We start from the raw sequence: 18,123 nt of genomic DNA on the forward strand, positions 1-18,123 counted from the left end.
GATGCCACATTAATATTTGATAAGGGGTTAAATGTTGTTGCATGAGCATCTGATCTCGCTTCTATGAAAAACGGAGCGAAAAGATACTCTCCCCCCGCTCCATCCAGCAATCTTCTTCTCCCAAAAACTCACAAATTCATCAACCCCCGAAACGCTTTCATCCTCCCCCTACTAACAGGAATATCCGTCTGACTATCATCATTCATCTTAATCAAATACGTATGATTAAACCACGGAATAATCTCTTTAATATGCTTCACATTCAAAATATAGTTCCGATGACTTCGAAAGAAAGAGCGGGACCGATTCAAAATCTCCTCCAACTCATTTAAGGACAAGTCGCACTTATCGATACCCTCTTTTGTCGCCACATATAAATCTTTCTCCCGCACAAACGCAAAGTAAATCTGCCCTACAGGGATCGGGATGATCTTATTGCTCTTCCGGATGCAGACATGCTCTTCCATCAGGGGAACTGTCGCGATGCGGTCATTCATGGCTGATCGCTTCCTCAGTGTCCTCACTTTTTGGATCACATCGTCCAATTTCGATTCCATGATCGGTTTGGTCAAATAGCCCACAGCCAGCGTGGAAAAAGCCTCCAGAGCGTGTTCATGATAGGCAGTCGAAAAAACGATCAATGGGGGATTGGACATCTGATTCAATGTTTTGGCAAATTCAAGCCCATTCATCCCGGGCATCTGAATATCGAGCATAAGCAAATCAGGCTCGGAATTGATCATATGAGGCAATGCTTCCAGTGGATTGGTATAGATTGCGTCCACCTGGATATCAATATACTTTTTCAGCAAATATTCCAATTCGGAACAAATGGCTGGCTCGTCATCGATGATGATCGTTTTCAGGAGCATCTGGATGCACTTCCTTTTCAAATGCGGATAACGGAGCGACAAAGGATACGACTGTTCCCAAACCAGGCTGGCTTTGAATCGTGAGGCCGTATTTTTTGCCATAAATGGATTGCAGCCGTGAATGGACATTGATAAGGCCGATGCCTTTCAATTGGCTGTTCCAGATTTCGGCCAAACGCTCTTCACTGATTCCAACTCCATTGTCTTCAATGCTGATTTTCACTTCATGGTCGTACGGTTCCACTCGAATCGTGAGCAGACAATCGCTAACTTTTGGAGAAAGTCCATGGTGAATGGCATTTTCCACGATGGGCTGCAAAGTCAGGACGGGCAATTTGCACTCTAGCAGAGATTCGTCGATCTCCATGTTCACCTTTAAACGGTTGCTAAATCTAACCTTCTCGATTTCCAAATACGACTTGATTCCGTCCAGCTCTTCCTGCAAGCTGTGATGATTTTCCTTGCTTTTCAAATTGCGCCTGAAGATGTCGCTTAAATGACCGATTAAGTTTCTCGCTTGATCAGGGTCTGTTCGACAGTAGGACATTATCGTCCCCAAGGTGTTGAACAGAAAATGCGGGTTGATTTGTGCTTGCAGGGCGCTCACTTCAGCCTGCTTCCGCATTTTCGCTTGATGCTCGATCTCCGCCAGTTCAATTTGGACCGACAGGAGTTTAGCTAAGCCGTCCACTAGCTTCTCGTTGGTCTGGGACGTCTTAGAGGAGGAGGTTTTATAGTAGAATTGCAACGTCCCGATTTTCTGGTTTTGATGATACAACGATGCGGCGCTGATCGATTTTAGGCGAGGGGGACGCGGAAGAGCAAAATCTTTGTCGCACCATACCCCAGTAGAGTGGTTCAAAACAGTCTCTGCTACTTGTGCGCACAGCGTCTCTTTCTGCACATGATTCTCCAGTTCATGGCCTTTTGCGCTGAGCAGCTTTTCTCGGTCGGTAATGGCGACTGCATCCACCTTGGCCATTTCACGGATCAGTTCAGCGGTTTTTTTCGCAGAATATTCATTTAGCCCCGTCCGCAGATGAGGCAACGTCTGGCTTGCAATTGACAAGGCAAGGTTTGCCCCCAATGCGCCGGACTGGTCTTGCATCATTTTGAGATTTTGGAAAACGCGCGTGAAGAGCAGCAGACCTGCAATGGTCATGATTGTGGTTGGGATCGCGATTTTTACTTCCAGTTCAAGTGCCGCTGAAAAAGGCTTGGCCATGAGCAGCACCATGACTTTTTGAATGAGCTCGGCTGTAACGCCAATCATTACGATATGCTGCCATTTCAGACGCAGCATATTCATTTTCGTACTGACGATTCCGGCCAAGTAGCCGTTCATTACGGTCGAGATGGCACAGGCGAATGCAGTAAATCCACCGATCGAATAGCGATGAATACCGCCTATAAGGCCAGCAAAAAAACCGACGACAGGCCCCCCGATCAACCCGCCCGCTACGGCACCGACAATGCGCGTATTGGCGAGTGCGTCATTGACCCGTAGCCCATTCTCCGTTCCGATTACCGAGAGGAACCCGAACAGCGTAGAGAGGATCACGATCCGCATCCAGTTGTTTTTCCCGTACATGATGTTCCGAAAGTAATCTAATTGGCCGATGATAAGGGCGATGACTGCAATTACAGAGATGTCTTCAAGCAGTCCCAGAAGCATAGTGATTGTCAAAACAGCCGCCTCCCTATGGAAAAGGGTAGCCCGAACTGGTCGAAAAATCAATGTAACTCAACTGGGTTTTTCGGCAGCTCGGATGCCGTTTTTGCACATCTGGAAGTATTCAATAGATTCTAGCAAAACAAACAACTTAGAATAAAAGCAGTTCTTCGAGAATCCATCCGGGTAAATATGTAAACCCTTTCAAAGCATTGTTTCATTTTGAAAGCGGTTCAACGATCCCAATTGCGAATGGATTCGGGTCAAACATAAGGAGGGGGCAAAACAATGAAGCCATCGAGTGATCGTGAAAATACGCGGCGAATCACAAGCAACATCTTTAAAGGTTCACTGGGGAACCTGATTGAATGGTACGACTGGTATGTCTATGCAGCTTTTGCGGTTTACTTCTCTTCTCAGTTTTTTCCAAAGGGCGACGCTACCAGCCAGTTATTGAATACTGCCGCTGTTTTTGCTATCGGATTTTTAATGAGACCGATCGGGAGCTTGCTCCTGGGCCGATACGCTGACCGTCATGGGCGCCGTGCTGCGCTGACATTGTCTGTTACCATCATGGCGGGTGGTTCTCTGGTGATTGCCGTAACACCAAACTATGAAACGATCGGCGTGTTTGCGCCTATTATTCTCGTTCTTGCCCGTCTGCTTCAAGGTCTTTCGCTTGGCGGGGAATACGGAACATCTGCCACGTACTTGTCCGAGATGGCTTCCAGTGGTCGCCGAGGGTTCTATTCTAGCTTCCAGTACGTCACGCTGATCAGTGGACAATTGCTAGCACTGGGTGTGCAAATTATCCTACAGCAAATGCTTACGGAAGAAGCGATGATGGCATGGGGCTGGCGAATTCCGTTCATCATTGGAGCCTTTGGCGCAGTGGCCGTATTGTGGTTGCGCCGCAGTATGGACGAATCGGAGCAGTATACCAAAATGGAGTCGAAAAACAAGGAGAAGGCGGGTACACTTCGAGAGTTGATGAAGCATCCGAAGGCGGTGCTGGCAGTCGTCGGTCTTACGCTCGGGGGAACCATTGCCTTTAACACCTACACAACCTATTTGCAAAAATTCATGGTGATTACGGTAGGATTGCCGAAAGATATAGTTAGCTGGATTAACTTTACCGCATTGCTCGTATTCGTCGTCTTGCAGCCGCTTGCTGGTATGCTGTCCGACCGAATTGGACGGCGCCCGTTGTTGATTGGTTTCGGTATTCTTGGAACATTGTGGACCGTACCGATGTTTATGCTCCTGGAACAAACCACTAGCCCATATGTTGCTTTCCTGCTGATGCTGTCTGGTCTTATCATTGTTACTGGCTATACGTCCATCAATGCGATCGTGAAAGCCGAGATGTTTCCAACCGCTATTCGGGCTCTGGGTGTAGGCTTTCCATACGGGGTGACCGTTGCGATCTTTGGAGGAACAGCGGAGTTCATCGCGCTATGGTTCAAAAGCATCGGGAACGAGTCTCTCTTCTATTACTATGTAGCAGCTTGTATTGCCATAAGCCTCCTCGTTTACTGGCGCATGGGTGAGTCGTCGAAAAACTCCCAGATCGAAGCAGAGTTGAACACCGAAAAGGACAAGCATGCTTCTAATCAATAGGGAGTGAACTGACATTTTGAAAGCGGTTCGATCCCGTTATGCCCACCTAACTATAAAAAACACGATCCAATGGGTCGTGTTTTTGTATTTGGTAGAGTGCTGAAAAAATCGCCCAAGAGATCTTGTCTCCTGAGCGATTTTTCTCTTTTTAACCCTGCCCAACAATCTTCTTCAAGCGTCCCACCAGCGGGATGACAATAACCGCTGCTACCACCACCTGCAAAACGTTCCCCGGAATAGAGCCAAACGGCTGAATCCAGTTCCCGTAAAGAATAACCTCGACAAAGTAGTAGCCCACGATCTTAATCACCAATGCAGCGACAACTGCGAGTGCGTACACAAATACCCGATTGCCAGGCACCTTTTCGGCGATGAGGCCAGCTACATAGCCCATTGCACCCACGATTACGAAGGTAAACGGTGCCCATGCTGTCCAACCGGAAATAAGGTCAAAGAGGCCCATACCAAAAGCTCCGGCGATAGCTCCTGTTTTTCTGCCATACACAAAGGCTGCGATTAAAAGAGGCACGTTACCGAGATGAATGAGGCCACCGTTACCCATGATCGGGAGTCGTAAATTGATAAACATGGTGGCTGCGAGCGTAAAAGCGATGAAGAGTGCGTTAATAACTAAGGTTTTCGTCTTTGTTGCTTTTCTTGGTGAAAAAGTAGAATCCATATGATAGCCTCTTTCTTATTATTTTTACTATTATCATACTCACAATCAGCTACATAATAAATACACTTTGCACGATTTATTTGCATAGGTAAATCATTCCAATGAATAGATAAGTAAGCGAATAGGAAAAACTCAAGCTGTAATAGGCTTGAGTTTTTGTTTTGTCGCTCTGGTTCGTTTTTTTCATCGTACGCTTAGGCTAGCCTCTCCCCAAGCTGTTTCACTTTCTCCAGCCACTTCTTGCGCTTTTCCTCCGCCGCGGCATTCACCCCACTAATCTCCGTAGTCTTCACTGGCTTAATCCCGCAAAACTTCAAAATGTTGCGTTTCATCACGATATGACCGGCTTGCCAGTAGATCAATCTGTTGTACCAAGATGGGGTATCCATTGTCACAATTACATGGGCGGTTTTGCCTGTTAACAGCTTATCCCAGAGTGACGAACCCTCCCGATATTTATAGGCGAATCCGGATAAAAGGACGCGATCGAAAAACCCCTTCAAGATAGCGGGCATCGTACCCCACCAGGTCGGATAGACAATGACCAGATGATCCGCCCAACGGATGAGGTCCTGCGCTTCTTTTAGGTCATCCTCCAGCTCTGTTCTTTTCCGATATCCGTACTTTAAATTTGGGTCGAAAGCGATTTGGCTCAAATCAATGGTGCGAATCTGTGCTGCTTTGCCTGCGGCTCCTTGCATATAGGCGTGCGCCAACGCGGAGCAATAGCTCTCGGGATCTGGATGTCCGATAATAACGAGAATGTTCATTTTCATATCCCCCTGTAGAGTTGATTCCATAACCGACAGATCGTGGTAAACTGAACTGTATTCAGCATATCGTGTGGAATGGAACAGATGAATGATCGAAGGCGCATAAATGTTGTGGATTCACGCAAAGGAGGTTCCGTACTTGGAAAATGCGCATGGGTTTGCGATTTCGATGGTGTATCCGATTATGAAAACAATTACTCACAAGAAGCTTGATTTTGAGCGTTTTTGTGATCATATTTCTTTCGACAGTAGCTTGCTAAAGGATGTAGAGGCGCGGATTGATGAAGCAGAGCTCGAGCGCTTGATGAAAGAAGCTGCCATTTACACGCAGGATGATCATTTCGGACTGCATCAAGGACAGTTAACGGATATTGCCGATCTGGGCATCCTTGGCTATGTCATGATGCATTCGGAAAAAATCGTCGATGCATGGAAGGCTTATCAGCGGTATCACGTGATTCTTTGCAGCGGGTACGAGCTGGATTGGGAAGAGCGGGGGAAGGATGTTTTCCTGCGGTTTCATAGACAAAGCCCTGGGAGCGTGTCTCGACACTGCATGGAGGATATGGTCAGCTCCTTGTACCACTTAATCGTTCGTATGAGTCATCGCGCTATTCCGTTACAGTCCATACATTTCACACACGACGCTACGGATGATATCGCTCCGTATTTGAAATTGTTCGGGATGGAGCCTCACTTTGGTGAAGAAGAAAATGGGCTCTTGGTAGGCAAGGAAGTTTTGCAATACCCGATCCTGTATTCAGATGTCCGGCTGCGTAAAGCTTTCGAACCAATCGCAGAAGAAATTAGAGAGAGGCTGAACAGGGAGCGGGAATTTTCGGACCGCGTGTTTCAATGGATGATGGGATGTATGCCTGCGGCTTTTCCAACCTTACAGCAGACTGCCGCTGCTTTTCATATGAGTACGAGATCCCTGCAAGCGAAACTAAAGGCAGAGGACACTTCCTATCATGAATTGTCCACGAATGTCCGCAAAGAAATGGCGATGGGGTATTTACAGCAAGCGGAGCATTCCATTGGAGAGATTGCGTATTTGCTGCATTTTTCAGATCCAAGTGCCTTTCAAAATGCTTTCAAGAAATGGACGGGGCTGACACCGGGGCAATATCGGATCAGTCGCCAAGCGCTTGCTATGTAACGGTATGATCGAACACGCTGCGTAAGCGTGTTTTTTTGTGTTGTGGAGCCTCATTGTTTGACAAATTGGAAAATCATGGTGTACACTTTTTTTATTCCGACCGTACAGTATAAATAAACGAGGTAAAATCATGCCCAAATTAGGAATGGAACCAAAGCGCCGAGCAGATGTCATCAATGCGACCCTCACTTGTATTAGCAATCACGGGATTGATGGCATGACGCTGGATAAGGTGGCGGAGTATGCGGACTGCTCAAAGGGTGTCGTCACGTATTACTTTAAGAATAAGGATAATTTGACGAGTGAAGCCTTTCAGGCATTTTTGGCCTATTATGGCTTGAAAATCGAAGCTGACATTGAGAACACCATGACCGCCCAGGAAATGATGGACGTTACGCTTGCGCACATCTTGCCGCCATACGTGAACGACAAGGAAAAACGAATCAATGTTTCGCAGCTGGATGGCATCGCTGAGATGTACATCCCGCATGAAGATCAAGCCAGACTCTTTGTCCAATTCTTCTCCAAAGCCGCATTAGACCCCAAGCTGCAAGAAGTGGTTGCGAAGAGTTATGCGAGAGATTTGCAGGGCATCACCAAGATTTTTGAATACGGCAAGCAAACCGGGCTTATGTCTGTAGAGGATTCACAAAACGCTGCCTATGGACTCATGGCGATGGTTGTAGGCTTGAGCTTCTTTCGAGTGGCGAGCGTTTCGCCAGCAACCGGTGAAGACAACCGATATATTTGTGAGGATTATGTGAGGCAGATGACGACTAAAAGATGAGGAGGATACACATGAATATTACAAAGGTAGAAGCTGGCGGGAAAAATATTGCTATTGTGAGTGGTAGCGAGGTACTTATAGGGGATGTGCAGTCCGCATTGGACCTGATCGCAACGGTACACTATCAAGCAGACAGTGAGCGTATTGTTCTCAACAAATCATTGCTGAACGAAAGCTTTTTCGATTTGAAAACACGCCTAGCTGGTGAAATCCTTCAGAAGTTCATCAATTATCGGGTGAAAGTGGCAATTGTAGGGGATTTTTCGGTGTACACAAGTAAAAGTCTAAAAGACTTCATCTATGAATCGAACAACGGAAACGACATCTTTTTCTTGCCGACCGAAGAGCAGGCGATCGAGAAGTTAAGCCAGGTGAAATAGAGATGGAGCGGCCGTACACCATGGTGAGCATCCCACCAGGGCATATCGAATTACGAGACGATCGAATCAAGGCCAAATGGACAACCGAGGTGAACGCTTTTTACTCGCACCGGTTCCTGTTACGAATGCGTTATACTTCTCGCTTGTACAAAAAGCAGCTGGACCGAGTGACCACCCAGAGGCTCCCGTCGTGAATGTCTCATGGAACGATGCGATTTTGTTTTGCAATCTGCTTTCTCAGCAAGCAGGTCTCACGGAATGTTACTCGATAAGTGAGGATGGTGAGCGTGTTGGTTGGAACGAGGAAGCGGATGGCTATCGTCTGCCGACAGAGGCGGAATGGCAGTACGCTTGCAAAGCAGGGACGGGCGGTTATCGGTACGGCGAGCTGGATGAGATCGCATGGTACCAAGGGAATGCTGAGGGTACAGCACATGCGGTAGGACAAAAGCTGCCGAATGCGTGGGGGCTTTATGACATGCTGGGAAATGTTTGGGAGTGGTGCTGGGATCTTTACGATGTAAACGTCTATGGCTCCTACCGAATTTTTCGCGGTGGCAGCTGGGCAGAAGAGGCCAGAGGTTGTGGGGCGACGTGCCGCAGACGCAGTCACCCCACGTTTCGAATTGATGATCTCGGCTTTCGTCTTGCCAGGGGGGTTGCAAAATCCAAAAAAATCCTTTATATTGATTTTAGTTAGATAATCTAATTATATTCAAGGTGGATTATGAGCAGAAAAAACAAGTGTGAGCATACATCCGATCAATTGCCGAAACTTGGTATTCAGCCATATTTGCATCTGATGGAAACAACTGCTCTGCAAAATACGGATCGCAAATTGGCTCATTTGGGATTATTGATGCTATGGCTGGGGGATAACGCCATAGATGTCATTGATTTGAATTTGGAGAAATTCGGCATAACGGAGTGTAAATGGGACGTATTGCTGTTGCTTACGTTACATAAAGACAGAGAACTTATCACCCCGTCTTCGCTTGCAGACAGGCTGGGGATTCGGCGTGCTTCTGTTACAGCTTTGCTGGACTGGCTGGAAAAAAGGCACTGGATCATCAGGGAGCAAAGCACGCTGGATGGTCGCAAGATTCATGTCAAAATAACACAAGAAGGCAGAGAATTAGTAACCAGCGTACTGCCAGTTTTTTGGTCTGCTTGCTCCTCCATTATGAGCGAATTAGAAGAGGAAGAACGGATGCTGTTGGAAAAAATCTTGATGAAGTTGAATAACAGCATGGAAGAGAAACTGGGGGTGGGAAGATAAGATCATATTTTTTTGTGAATATAATTAGATAATCTAACTAGAATGTGTGTAACTATTTGAAAAAGAGGTGTGCGATGTCACAGCGAAACTACTCACTCATGACGGCAATCCTATGTTGGTCTGGAATCGTCGTCATGTCGAGCTTATACGTTACGATTCCCCTTATGACCCTGTTTGCCGATCTTTTCAATATTACGTTGACACAGGCTGCAGCAGTAGGCAGCGCATTTTCGGTTGGGTTTGCTTTAGGGTGCCTGATTTATGGACCGCTGTCCGAAAAATATGGCCGCAAGAACGTTATTGTGATCGGGATGATTGCCCTGGCTCTCTTTTCATTGTTGCTTGGTAGTGCAAATGATTTCGTATGGATCATTGTACTCAGGGGCTTGCAAGGTGCTGCCGCTGCTACGTTCTCGCCTGTTGCGCTCGCCTATGCTGTGGAAATGTTCCCTGCGGCAAAGCGGGTAACGGCAATCGGATTTATCAGCACAGGATTTTTGGCGGCAGGAATCATTGGTCAAGTGCTCAGCACTGTAATGAGTCAACAATACAGTTGGCACGCCGTATTCTATATGCTTTCTGCTATCTATTTCGTGACGTTGTTTGTGGTGATAAGGTGGCTGCCAAAAGAAGAGAGTTCCCTTGCTACCGTTAATATTTGGGAGCCGATTAAGCGAATTCCCTCCCTGTTCAAACAAAAAAATATCGTCTTGAGCTACATAATCGCTCTTGTATTGCTTATGTCTTTCGTTAATATGTATACAGTCTTGAGCAGTTATTTGGCGGGATCTGATTTTGGGCTTAGCAACAAGGAGATGCTGCTTGTTCGAACGATTGGTGTAGTGGGTATGCTCATTTCTCCGCTGGCGGGCGGGCTAGCAAAACGGTTTGGCTTACGTACCGTGCTCCGCTTCGGGTTAGGTCTGGCAGTGGTCAGTATGGCTTCCCTGGGTATGATATCTAACTTGGCTCTTTTGATTGGTACGAGTGTGCTTTTCGTTGCTGGAATTGCGTTATCCGTTCCTTCCGTGATCTCGCTTGTTGGACAGCTAGGGGGAAAATCGCGGGGAATTGCGGTTTCTGTTTATACGTTTATCCTGTTTTCGGGAACAAGTCTTGGGCCGATATTGTCCATCCGATTAATGAATGTTGGAAGCTATGAACTTACTTTTGTCCTGCTTGCAATCGTACTAGGAATTGGTCTGTTGGCTGCATGCCTGATTCGCAGTGATTCTGCGGTTGAAAGTAGCAGCACAAAACCTCCTTCGCCACTAGCTTAGTGGTTGAGGAGGTTTTGTTGTTAGAAACGATAGCTGCTATTGATTATTTTGTTGATTCAGCAAGCGTTCTCGCCGCTTATGCACGGCAATGAAAGCGGCAAACACGAGCAGGAGACATCCTGTGAACAGAAACCCTTCCTCGATGGAGAAGGGCAGCCAACCTAAAAGGCCTGAGCCGACGACCACACCGAGAGAGAAAAAGGCGTATAGGTAACCGTGTGCTTTCCCCCGCAATTCTTGCGGCGTCGATTGAATGAGCATCGTATTGACAGAAGGAAACAAGAGAGCAAAGCCAATCCCATATAGTACTAAAATGCAGTACAGTGCCAATGTCGTGTTGGATTGACCAATAAGCAGCTGACTCACGCCCATGAAGCCAATTCCGATGGACATCGTTTTGGAAGGGGCCACACGATCAAAAATCTGGTTAGTCGGAAGCACAAAAAGCAAGACGGCAATGATCCCAAAAGTGCTCATTAATGTACCGCTTAATTTCGAATCGTATCCAAGCGATTGCACATGCAAGGGCAAAAGGTAAGCGATCACACCTTGTGAAAACATGAGCAAAAAGGCACCGCCGTAAGCCTTGATTATCCCAGCATTGAAGATCAAGGCTGAGGTCGGAACGTCCTTCTTAAGCTTCTCTTTCTTGCAAGCCTGAGTGGATTTCAGAAAAATGACGGACAGGATGGTTAGGAAAAAGCCCATAACAGCTACACATGTAAAGACAAAAGGCACGGAGGTTTTGCTTGCCATAATGCCGCTGAATGCAGGTCCGATAATCGCTGCGAGTCCCACAAAGGTACCGGTGAAGGCAACCTTTCGTCCTTGCTGCTCATGTGTCGTGTTATTCGCAGAAAAAGTAAAAGCAGCAGGAACGATCAAACCGGCGACAAATCCGTGAATGATTCGCACGATAATCAACAGAAACGGCTGATCGACGATGTGATACAGCAGCAAGGCACAGCTCGATAAAACCAAGCCGATCAACAGTGGTTTGGATGGACCAACCTTATCTGTCAGTATGCCTGAGATAATATTGCCAAAGGTATTGGCTAGCGAATACAGACCGATGACAAACCCTATAACAAATGAGCTGGCACCTACGGAAGCAGCAAATGTACTCATGACCGGCAGTTGCGAGAACAAATCAAAGAACGAGAAAAAAATGATGGCGTATACGAGCAGGGCATTGTTAAACGGCTTCAGAGGATACACATCCTGTGCCGTTTTCAGTCTGCGATCCAGAAAGAAGTTCCCAAACGGTACAAAAGCGGCGATTATTGCAGCAAGAGACCAGAGCAGGCTCCATCTCACGCGAATGGCTGCATAGAGTATCGCCAGAGCATACAAGCAAAATATCCCGCCGTGAATACTCCCTATGATGGTTACCGCTTTGTCTAAGCCCCACACGTATTTCAAGGGCATCGCGATGCCCATCAATACTAATAAAGAAAGGCCATCGAGTAGGCCTGTAAGACGTAAAAAGTAAAGTGGATGTACCCGCACTTGTGACTCTCCTCATTTTTTATGAAGTAATGCCTCTATCCTACCATTTTTTTTGAGGAAGAAAGTGAACAAATTCGGGTCATTCCTGTGTCGATATCATGAGGGCGGTGTATTTCTTTTGCCGTGTTCTTAACTGTAATCTTCAATCAGGGAGACTTTTCCTTCTTTTATCATAAAAATCGATTTCCCTTTTAATTGGAGCGTATCTCCAGCCTTAAGTCCGTTTGGCAAATCAATCGCGAGTGTTCCTTCATAATCAATTTGCACTTCTGCTTTGTCATCCATCACGAGGCAGGCGAGAATCGTCTGACGCCGACTCGAGAAAATTTTCGCAGACTTTTCAGCTAGCTCTCTAAACGCTTCTATTCCTTTTGTTTCTGTGTTCAGTTCACCGTTGGAATAATTCCTGAACACAATATCCTTATGCAAGAGTCTCGCCATACCTTCGACATCAAATAGGAGAACAAACCATCGACGCCCAATCGCGATACTATCGACGTGTTGGTTTTCTGTATAGGAGTGACATTTTATTGGCGATTGTTTACAATTTACTCGTGAAAAGTTCGTCCTAACAAATAGGATTGGCGAGGTGTCCCCGATGAAGAGTCAAAATACCAAATCTAACAAAATCGTTGGTCAAACGGCAGCAACAGGCTTCCAGGTAGGTGTACGCAGGACGATGCCCATTACCCCAGAACAGGCTTGGGCGTTTTTAACCTCGTCCGAAGGGGCGAAGTTATGGCTTGGACATGTATCGAACCTTACCTTTAGCGAGGGAGAGACCTTTACTTCCAGCGATGGAATATCGGGTCAATTTCGTGTTGTGAAGCCGTTTCAGCAGTTTCGTTTAAAGTGGTCGATGAAGGAATGGGAAAAGCCATCCACATTGCAAATCCGGTTGATATCCGACAAGCCTGATCGAACGACCATTAGTTTTCATCAAGAGAACTTGGATCACATGAACACAAGGGAGCAAATGAAGCTTCATTGGGAAGAAGTTCTGAATGAAATCAGGCAAAATGTCTCCATGATGGAGAGGGAATAAGCTAATAAACTGCATCTCCCGTTTCTATGTTTCACAATGGGGTGCAGTTTTTTTGTGATCCTCTATGATGAAAATACAAACCGAATTTTCCTTTTATTGGTATAATCAGGGTAAATATAAAAATCAGGGTGAGATGATGAAATGTTCTCTTTTCATAAAATCAGCAACAATGTTAACAATCATGTGCTGTTATTTTTCCGGCGTACCAACGATGAATGAAAGAACAGGTATCGTGACAACTGCATTTGCATCGGAACCTTCTTCTTATCTTACAAAGGAACAGGCTATCTCACTCATGAAAAAGATACCTATCGATACGAATGGTTACGTTGTGGAAGATATTTATCTTAACGAGACAGTCGCTTTTGGTCAAAACGGAGCGGCTTGGACGAGCTATTGGGTCAAAGATAAAGGCGGGAATGAAAGTCTATTCATAGATGTAGACGCAACAACAGGCAAGTTGGTCCGGTTTACAAAATCTACGGATGATAAGCCCCAGAAAAAGGCTGCTGACTTCATTTCAGAGGAAGAGGCTTTGAAAAGGGCAGAAGCATTCGTAAATATGGTTGCCCCTGAAGTGCAAGGGCATATTTCCAAGGCAGACGAATATCAGGTTGACGATTCCCTTCCTCCGCAGGTAATGGATCATGTTTTTCATTTTGTTCGCGTAGAAAATGATATTCCATTCTTGGAGAACTATCTTCAGGTAATCGTCGATTCTCAAGGTGAAATCGGTTCTTACAGTCGCCAATGGTACAATGGAGAGCTGCCATCTCCTGTTCCAGCCATATCAGCGGAGGAGGCAAATAGACGGTGGGACGAGGCGGTGGAGCCAGCCCTTCATTATGTGTATACAGGGGAGCAGATCGGAAAATATGGATTGTCCCATAGAAAAATGATTTTGGCATATGCTTACGATGAAAAAGCATCGGTCTTCATCGATGCGATGACGAATCAACCCATGACGATTTTGGGGGAGAGTAGTCAGCGGTCGCGAATCCCACTAGGAACATCAACCAGAACATTGGGCCAGGAACGAAAAAGGCTGATGGATGATGAAAAGAGAGAGAAAGCCGACGAGATTGCACGTACGATGTTCCAAGCCATACCTGATCGTCAAACAAAGGTTGGGGGCAGTGCTGGGATATCATGGAATAGATTTGGAGAGGTTAGTTCCAGTAGTGCAAAGTCTTTCTATTATGCTCGTCCAGCCCAAGGAAAAGAAAAGGCAATGAAGTTCCAGTTAGGAATGGATGATTACGGAGAGGTTACGATTTTTTCGGTGGAGGAAGAACATTCTGAAATAGAGGATCGAATCTATCCCAATCCCATTCCTTACGAAAAAGCAGAAGCAGCTGCAATCGATTTTATGAAGAAGCTCTATCCTGATCGACAAGGAGAGCTGTATGCGATCCATCTTCCGCCAACAGAAGAGAGCAAGAAATGGCTGTTTCAGCGAAATGGCGGCTACTACATTACTTTTGGTTGGTTAAAGCAAGGAATACCTATCCAAGGCCTCGAAACGGGGGTAATGGTAGATCCTGTAAATGGAGAGGTAAAGGGGATGCACACTTTTCCAGCCTATCAACCACTCGAGATGATTCAGGTACAAAAACCTAGAATCGATGAACAAAAAGCAAAGCAGGTAGAAAAGGAAAACAAGGAGCTTCGACTCACCTATTTCATGCCATATCCAGAATGGCGACAGGGAACCTATCTGGTTAGTCGTGAGCCAAAGCTGGTTTACAGAATGGTAGGAGACGATGGTGTGGTTGATGCGGATTCTGGAGAATGGGTGAGCTATACGGCTTACAAGCAATCAAAAATTCCAAAGGATATTGCTGCGCACCCTCACTATTTGGCGCTTTTGTATGCTGTGAAAGACGGTTATTTCCCTGTCACAAACAGCAAGCTTGATCCTGATCATCCTGTCTCCCGTGGAGAGTTTCTACGCATTCTGCTCAAAGCCCAGGAGTCCTACGACTTCTTTCCAGACTATTATGAAGTAGCGGGGGAGGAGCAGTTTTTTACGGATATCGATAAAGGTCATCCCCTCTATGAAACCGTGAAAGATGCGATAGAAAGAGGTTTGATACAAGCTGCCACCAACAATAAGCAATTCGATCCAGATCGCAATCTCACAAACGCGGAAGCAAACGAGATGATTGCCGGGTTGCTACAAGGGAATAGAGAAAAGAAAGGCGTTCTGCCAGTAGTCACAACTGGGCAGCCTACTAAGATTTTGACAAAGGCTGATGTAGCGCGTTTATTGATGCAACTGAATTCCTATGCGAAAAGGATAGATAAAGAGTAAGGAGAAATTCATAGAGTATTTTGGAAGAAAGCTCGGTATCGTTACCTGATTCCGAGCTTATTCATTCCTTTGTTCATAATTGGCAAGAGAATGCACATAGCTTATCAGTAGCGAGCGCATAAGTCCTTGCAGGTGAATGAGGTGGGGGGAGACAAATGAGCAATGAATTGATAAGGAGTGAGATAGAGGGCGACCTGAAGGCAAAAGTAGCTTCTGATCCACAACTGCACAATGTCTATCTGTTAATCCACTCCGATAAGCTGGATATCCACTGGCCAATGGCGGCTGGCAGTACAGATGGAGGGACAGCCAACCCGAATCAGCCCTATCACACAGCTAGTGTGGGCAAGGCTTTTACAGCTGTTATCGTATCGATCCTAGCAGAAAAAGGTCTCGTTACGTTTGACGACCCCATTGCCAACTATCTACCCACAGAGATTCGAAAAGATCTCCACATCTGGAAAGGAAAAGATTACACAAACGAAATTCAGATCAAGCATTTACTCAACAATACTTCTGGATTACCAGATTTCTTTGAAGAAAAGCCGAAGCGGGGGAAAGCATTCCTAGAAGAGATTCTTGAGGATTCCTCACGCTATTGGACGCCGCAAGAAACCATACAATGGTCGAAAAAGCACTTACAGCCGCGCTTTGAGCCCGGGAAACGCGTTCATTATACAGACACAGGGTACAATCTGTTGGGGCTCGTTATTGAAAAGGTGACTACGAAACCCTACCCCAAAATTCTCCATGACTACATTTTTAAACCCCTTCAAATGAATCACTCTTATTTATCTCAGTATTCCAATCCCGTCATCAAAAGCGAGCATCCGGTAGCCCATCTCTATTTGGATGGGATAAAAATAGACGTAGAAAACTACCGCAGCTTCAGCAGTTTTTACGCGGGAGGGCAAACTGTAAGTACAATGGAAGATCAGTTGCGTTTCATGAAAGCACTCGTTCACCATCAGATGATCAAAAGAGAAACGCTCGAGACCATGCAGCAGTGGAACAATATGCGGATCGGCATGGATTATGGCTATGGACTCATGCGAATGCGTTTTCTTCCGTTCACGCAAAAGTATACGGGGTGGGGACATTTAGGGGCGAGTGGCAGCTACATGCTTTATTTTCCTAACTTGGAGGTATATCTGATTGGGAGCTTCAATCAGACTTCGTATCAAGCAAAAGGGATGAACTATCTCTTTTTTCATGTGCTGCGCAATTTAGCGAAGGCAAAACCCCGTGAAGGACCCAAAATTGACTAGTAATCTTTACGGAACTGTTTCTGTTTGCTTTTTGTTCATTTCCCCTCTATCTGGAAATTGAAGTAAAATAAATGAGTAATCCTATGATTTGCACAAACCAACAGAAAAAAGAGGTGTGACGATGGTAGAAGAGTTGTCGAATTACCTAAAAGAATGTGACATAAAAGTGGTTGCTGCGGAGGATTTCACGGTACCTGCTACAAAGGAAGATAAGCACAGCATTTTGGTTCTGCCAAGCTATAATATACTAGAGATGATAGAAGAAGCAGTGGACGAAGAGGGATCACTCTCTGATTATGTACATAAACAGCTAGAGGAGGTTCACGGCTTATCTGTGGAGGATGTCTTTCGGCGAATTGTAAAATCTCGCCTTTTGTATACAGACATTGAATCCGAGTTGAAAAGTTTGGAAGGAAAGAACTTTGAAGGCATCTATCAGGCATATTCACTGATATGGGAAGGGGACGAGCTGCTCAATGAACAACTCAGTGAAACAGAGACGGAGTCCTTCCTCATAAGTGAAAAATGGGTGCAGGATCGATTACAAGATGACGCCCTGATTGTCCTAGAATTGCCGAAAGCATCCGGCTATGAAGCACCGTTGTGGGTCCCGATGGGCGGCTATAATGAATGCCCACTGCCCGTTTACCAGTCCGTTATCGTAAAGCACTGGCAGGAGGCTTATGGGATCAAGATTCTCGCTGTGACAGAGGATACGTGGATTTTTCAAGCCGGTTCAAGACCGCAGACCTACGAGGAGGCAATTAAGCTGGCAAAAGAGCATTTCATCTTTTGTCAGTACGTCTTGGATGAGTTTCCTTCATTAGGGCATTACGCGGATTATTTAATGAAAGAGGATGTTTGGCATTTTTGGTGGGATTAACCCGCCATATTCCTGAAATATCTCCCGTGTTCCGACAATAAACATAACAAGATACCAAAGAACACTGGGGGGAGGAATGAGCAAATCATGCCTCAAGGAATACATGATGTGGAGCTGAACCAGCCCATCGGGGCGGTATGGCAGTTTGTGAGTATAGTGGAGAATTGGGTTCCACTGGTACCTGGCTACATCAGCCACGAGGTAATCAATGAACGTCGTGTCGCTTGGACGTTTACAGGCGATATCGGCATCATGAAGAAGACCATCAGCCTGCAAGTGGATATCACCGAATGGACGCCTCCGACCGAGGTGAGGTTTACCTTGACCGGGATTAGTGGGAATTTTACCGGTCATGGCTACTTCAAAGCGAAGGCATTGGGTGAGGCACGGACGAAAATGACGGGGTGTCTGGATATCACCGCACACGGTGTGAAGGGTCCTATGATTAATTCGATTTTAAAATCCAATCTGCCGAAGACAACGAGAGAGCTCGTGGAGGCTATTGGAAAACGTATAACCAAATAGCATCCTTGCCACCAAAACGAAACGAAACACGCCAGCGCGGCGTGTTTTTTTGTGTCATGCACGATTGGGAGATAATAA

17 protein-coding genes and 1 pseudogene are annotated in these 18,123 nt (G+C 46.0%); 12 read left to right on the top strand and 6 right to left on the bottom strand.

All coding sequences use genetic code 11. The features are described from left to right. Nucleotides 1-128: 128 nt before the first annotated feature. The gene (locus ODZ53_RS11575) at nucleotides 129-872 is read right to left on the bottom strand and encodes a LytR/AlgR family response regulator transcription factor (RefSeq protein ID WP_372677106.1); all 744 of its coding nucleotides are present in this window, start codon (nucleotides 870-872) and stop codon (nucleotides 129-131) included. Further along, nucleotides 844-2,559, bottom strand: a complete 1,716-nt coding sequence (locus ODZ53_RS11580; protein ID WP_372677108.1) for a LytS/YhcK type 5TM receptor domain-containing protein — start codon at nucleotides 2,557-2,559, stop codon at nucleotides 844-846. The genes ODZ53_RS11575 and ODZ53_RS11580 overlap by 29 nt, the downstream gene beginning before the upstream one ends. Nucleotides 2,560-2,832: 273 nt before the next feature. On the opposite strand from ODZ53_RS11580, the gene ODZ53_RS11585 reads away from it, so the two are divergent. After that, nucleotides 2,833-4,164 (top strand): MFS transporter, encoded by a 1,332-nt coding sequence (locus tag ODZ53_RS11585; RefSeq protein WP_064201308.1) that lies wholly within the window; start codon nucleotides 2,833-2,835, stop codon nucleotides 4,162-4,164. A 148-nt stretch (nucleotides 4,165-4,312) separates the two neighbouring features. On the opposite strand, the gene ODZ53_RS11590 is transcribed toward ODZ53_RS11585, so the two are convergent. Beyond that, nucleotides 4,313-4,843, bottom strand: a complete 531-nt coding sequence (locus ODZ53_RS11590) for an ECF transporter S component (protein ID WP_012685152.1) — start codon at nucleotides 4,841-4,843, stop codon at nucleotides 4,313-4,315. Between the two features lie 194 nt (nucleotides 4,844-5,037). Continuing rightward, on the bottom strand, nucleotides 5,038-5,613 hold the full coding sequence (locus tag ODZ53_RS11595; RefSeq protein WP_372677110.1) for an NAD(P)H-dependent oxidoreductase: 576 nt from the start codon (nucleotides 5,611-5,613) through the stop codon (nucleotides 5,038-5,040). A 142-nt stretch (nucleotides 5,614-5,755) separates the two neighbouring features. On the opposite strand from ODZ53_RS11595, the gene ODZ53_RS11600 reads away from it, so the two are divergent. The 6 genes and pseudogenes from ODZ53_RS11600 (at nucleotide 5,756) to ODZ53_RS11625 (ending at nucleotide 10,501) form a co-directional block, all read left to right on the top strand. Then, the gene (locus ODZ53_RS11600; protein WP_372677112.1) at nucleotides 5,756-6,775 is read left to right on the top strand and encodes an AraC family transcriptional regulator; all 1,020 of its coding nucleotides are present in this window, start codon (nucleotides 5,756-5,758) and stop codon (nucleotides 6,773-6,775) included. A 130-nt stretch (nucleotides 6,776-6,905) separates the two neighbouring features. Then, nucleotides 6,906-7,562: a TetR/AcrR family transcriptional regulator gene (locus ODZ53_RS11605; protein WP_372677114.1), complete on the top strand. Its 657-nt coding sequence runs from the start codon at nucleotides 6,906-6,908 to the stop codon at nucleotides 7,560-7,562. A gap of 11 nt (nucleotides 7,563-7,573) precedes the next feature. Further along, the gene (locus ODZ53_RS11610; RefSeq protein ID WP_012685156.1) at nucleotides 7,574-7,942 is read left to right on the top strand and encodes a DUF4180 domain-containing protein; all 369 of its coding nucleotides are present in this window, start codon (nucleotides 7,574-7,576) and stop codon (nucleotides 7,940-7,942) included. A gap of 2 nt (nucleotides 7,943-7,944) precedes the next feature. Then, a pseudogene (locus ODZ53_RS11615) lies at nucleotides 7,945-8,642 on the top strand (formylglycine-generating enzyme family protein). 27 nt (nucleotides 8,643-8,669) lie between these two features. After that, nucleotides 8,670-9,221: a MarR family transcriptional regulator gene (locus tag ODZ53_RS11620; protein WP_012685158.1), complete on the top strand. Its 552-nt coding sequence runs from the start codon at nucleotides 8,670-8,672 to the stop codon at nucleotides 9,219-9,221. Between the two features lie 74 nt (nucleotides 9,222-9,295). Continuing rightward, entirely contained in the window at nucleotides 9,296-10,501 is a 1,206-nt protein-coding gene (locus tag ODZ53_RS11625) for an MFS transporter (protein WP_372677117.1), read from the top strand. Nucleotides 10,502-10,537: 36 nt separating this feature from the next. On the opposite strand, the gene ODZ53_RS11630 is transcribed toward ODZ53_RS11625, so the two are convergent. Next, nucleotides 10,538-12,010, bottom strand: a complete 1,473-nt coding sequence (locus ODZ53_RS11630) for an MFS transporter (protein WP_372677119.1) — start codon at nucleotides 12,008-12,010, stop codon at nucleotides 10,538-10,540. Between the two features lie 129 nt (nucleotides 12,011-12,139). After that, nucleotides 12,140-12,451 carry a nuclear transport factor 2 family protein gene (locus ODZ53_RS11635; RefSeq protein WP_372677121.1) on the bottom strand — a complete coding sequence of 104 codons (312 nt, stop codon included), beginning with the start codon at nucleotides 12,449-12,451 and terminating at the stop codon, nucleotides 12,140-12,142. Between the two features lie 157 nt (nucleotides 12,452-12,608). Here ODZ53_RS11635 and ODZ53_RS11640 point away from each other — a divergent pair, with 157 nt between their 5' ends. From ODZ53_RS11640 to ODZ53_RS11660, 5 genes are all read left to right on the top strand, one after another. After that, a complete protein-coding gene (locus ODZ53_RS11640; protein WP_372677123.1) occupies nucleotides 12,609-13,055 on the top strand; it encodes an SRPBCC domain-containing protein in 447 nt (148 codons plus the stop codon). A gap of 211 nt (nucleotides 13,056-13,266) precedes the next feature. Next, entirely contained in the window at nucleotides 13,267-15,369 is a 2,103-nt protein-coding gene (locus ODZ53_RS11645; protein WP_372677125.1) for an S-layer homology domain-containing protein, read from the top strand. A 155-nt stretch (nucleotides 15,370-15,524) separates the two neighbouring features. Next, the gene (locus tag ODZ53_RS11650; protein ID WP_372677127.1) at nucleotides 15,525-16,637 is read left to right on the top strand and encodes a serine hydrolase domain-containing protein; all 1,113 of its coding nucleotides are present in this window, start codon (nucleotides 15,525-15,527) and stop codon (nucleotides 16,635-16,637) included. Nucleotides 16,638-16,758: 121 nt separating this feature from the next. Then, the gene (locus ODZ53_RS11655; protein WP_372677129.1) at nucleotides 16,759-17,520 is read left to right on the top strand and encodes a DUF4253 domain-containing protein; all 762 of its coding nucleotides are present in this window, start codon (nucleotides 16,759-16,761) and stop codon (nucleotides 17,518-17,520) included. Between the two features lie 87 nt (nucleotides 17,521-17,607). Beyond that, nucleotides 17,608-18,045, top strand: a complete 438-nt coding sequence (locus ODZ53_RS11660; RefSeq protein ID WP_012685170.1) for an SRPBCC family protein — start codon at nucleotides 17,608-17,610, stop codon at nucleotides 18,043-18,045. The last annotated feature ends 78 nt before the right edge of the window (nucleotides 18,046-18,123 follow it).

It is taken from the genome of Brevibacillus sp. BD137, from assembly GCF_041644655.1.
Taxonomy (GTDB): domain Bacteria; phylum Bacillota; class Bacilli; order Brevibacillales; family Brevibacillaceae; genus Brevibacillus; species Brevibacillus brevis_D.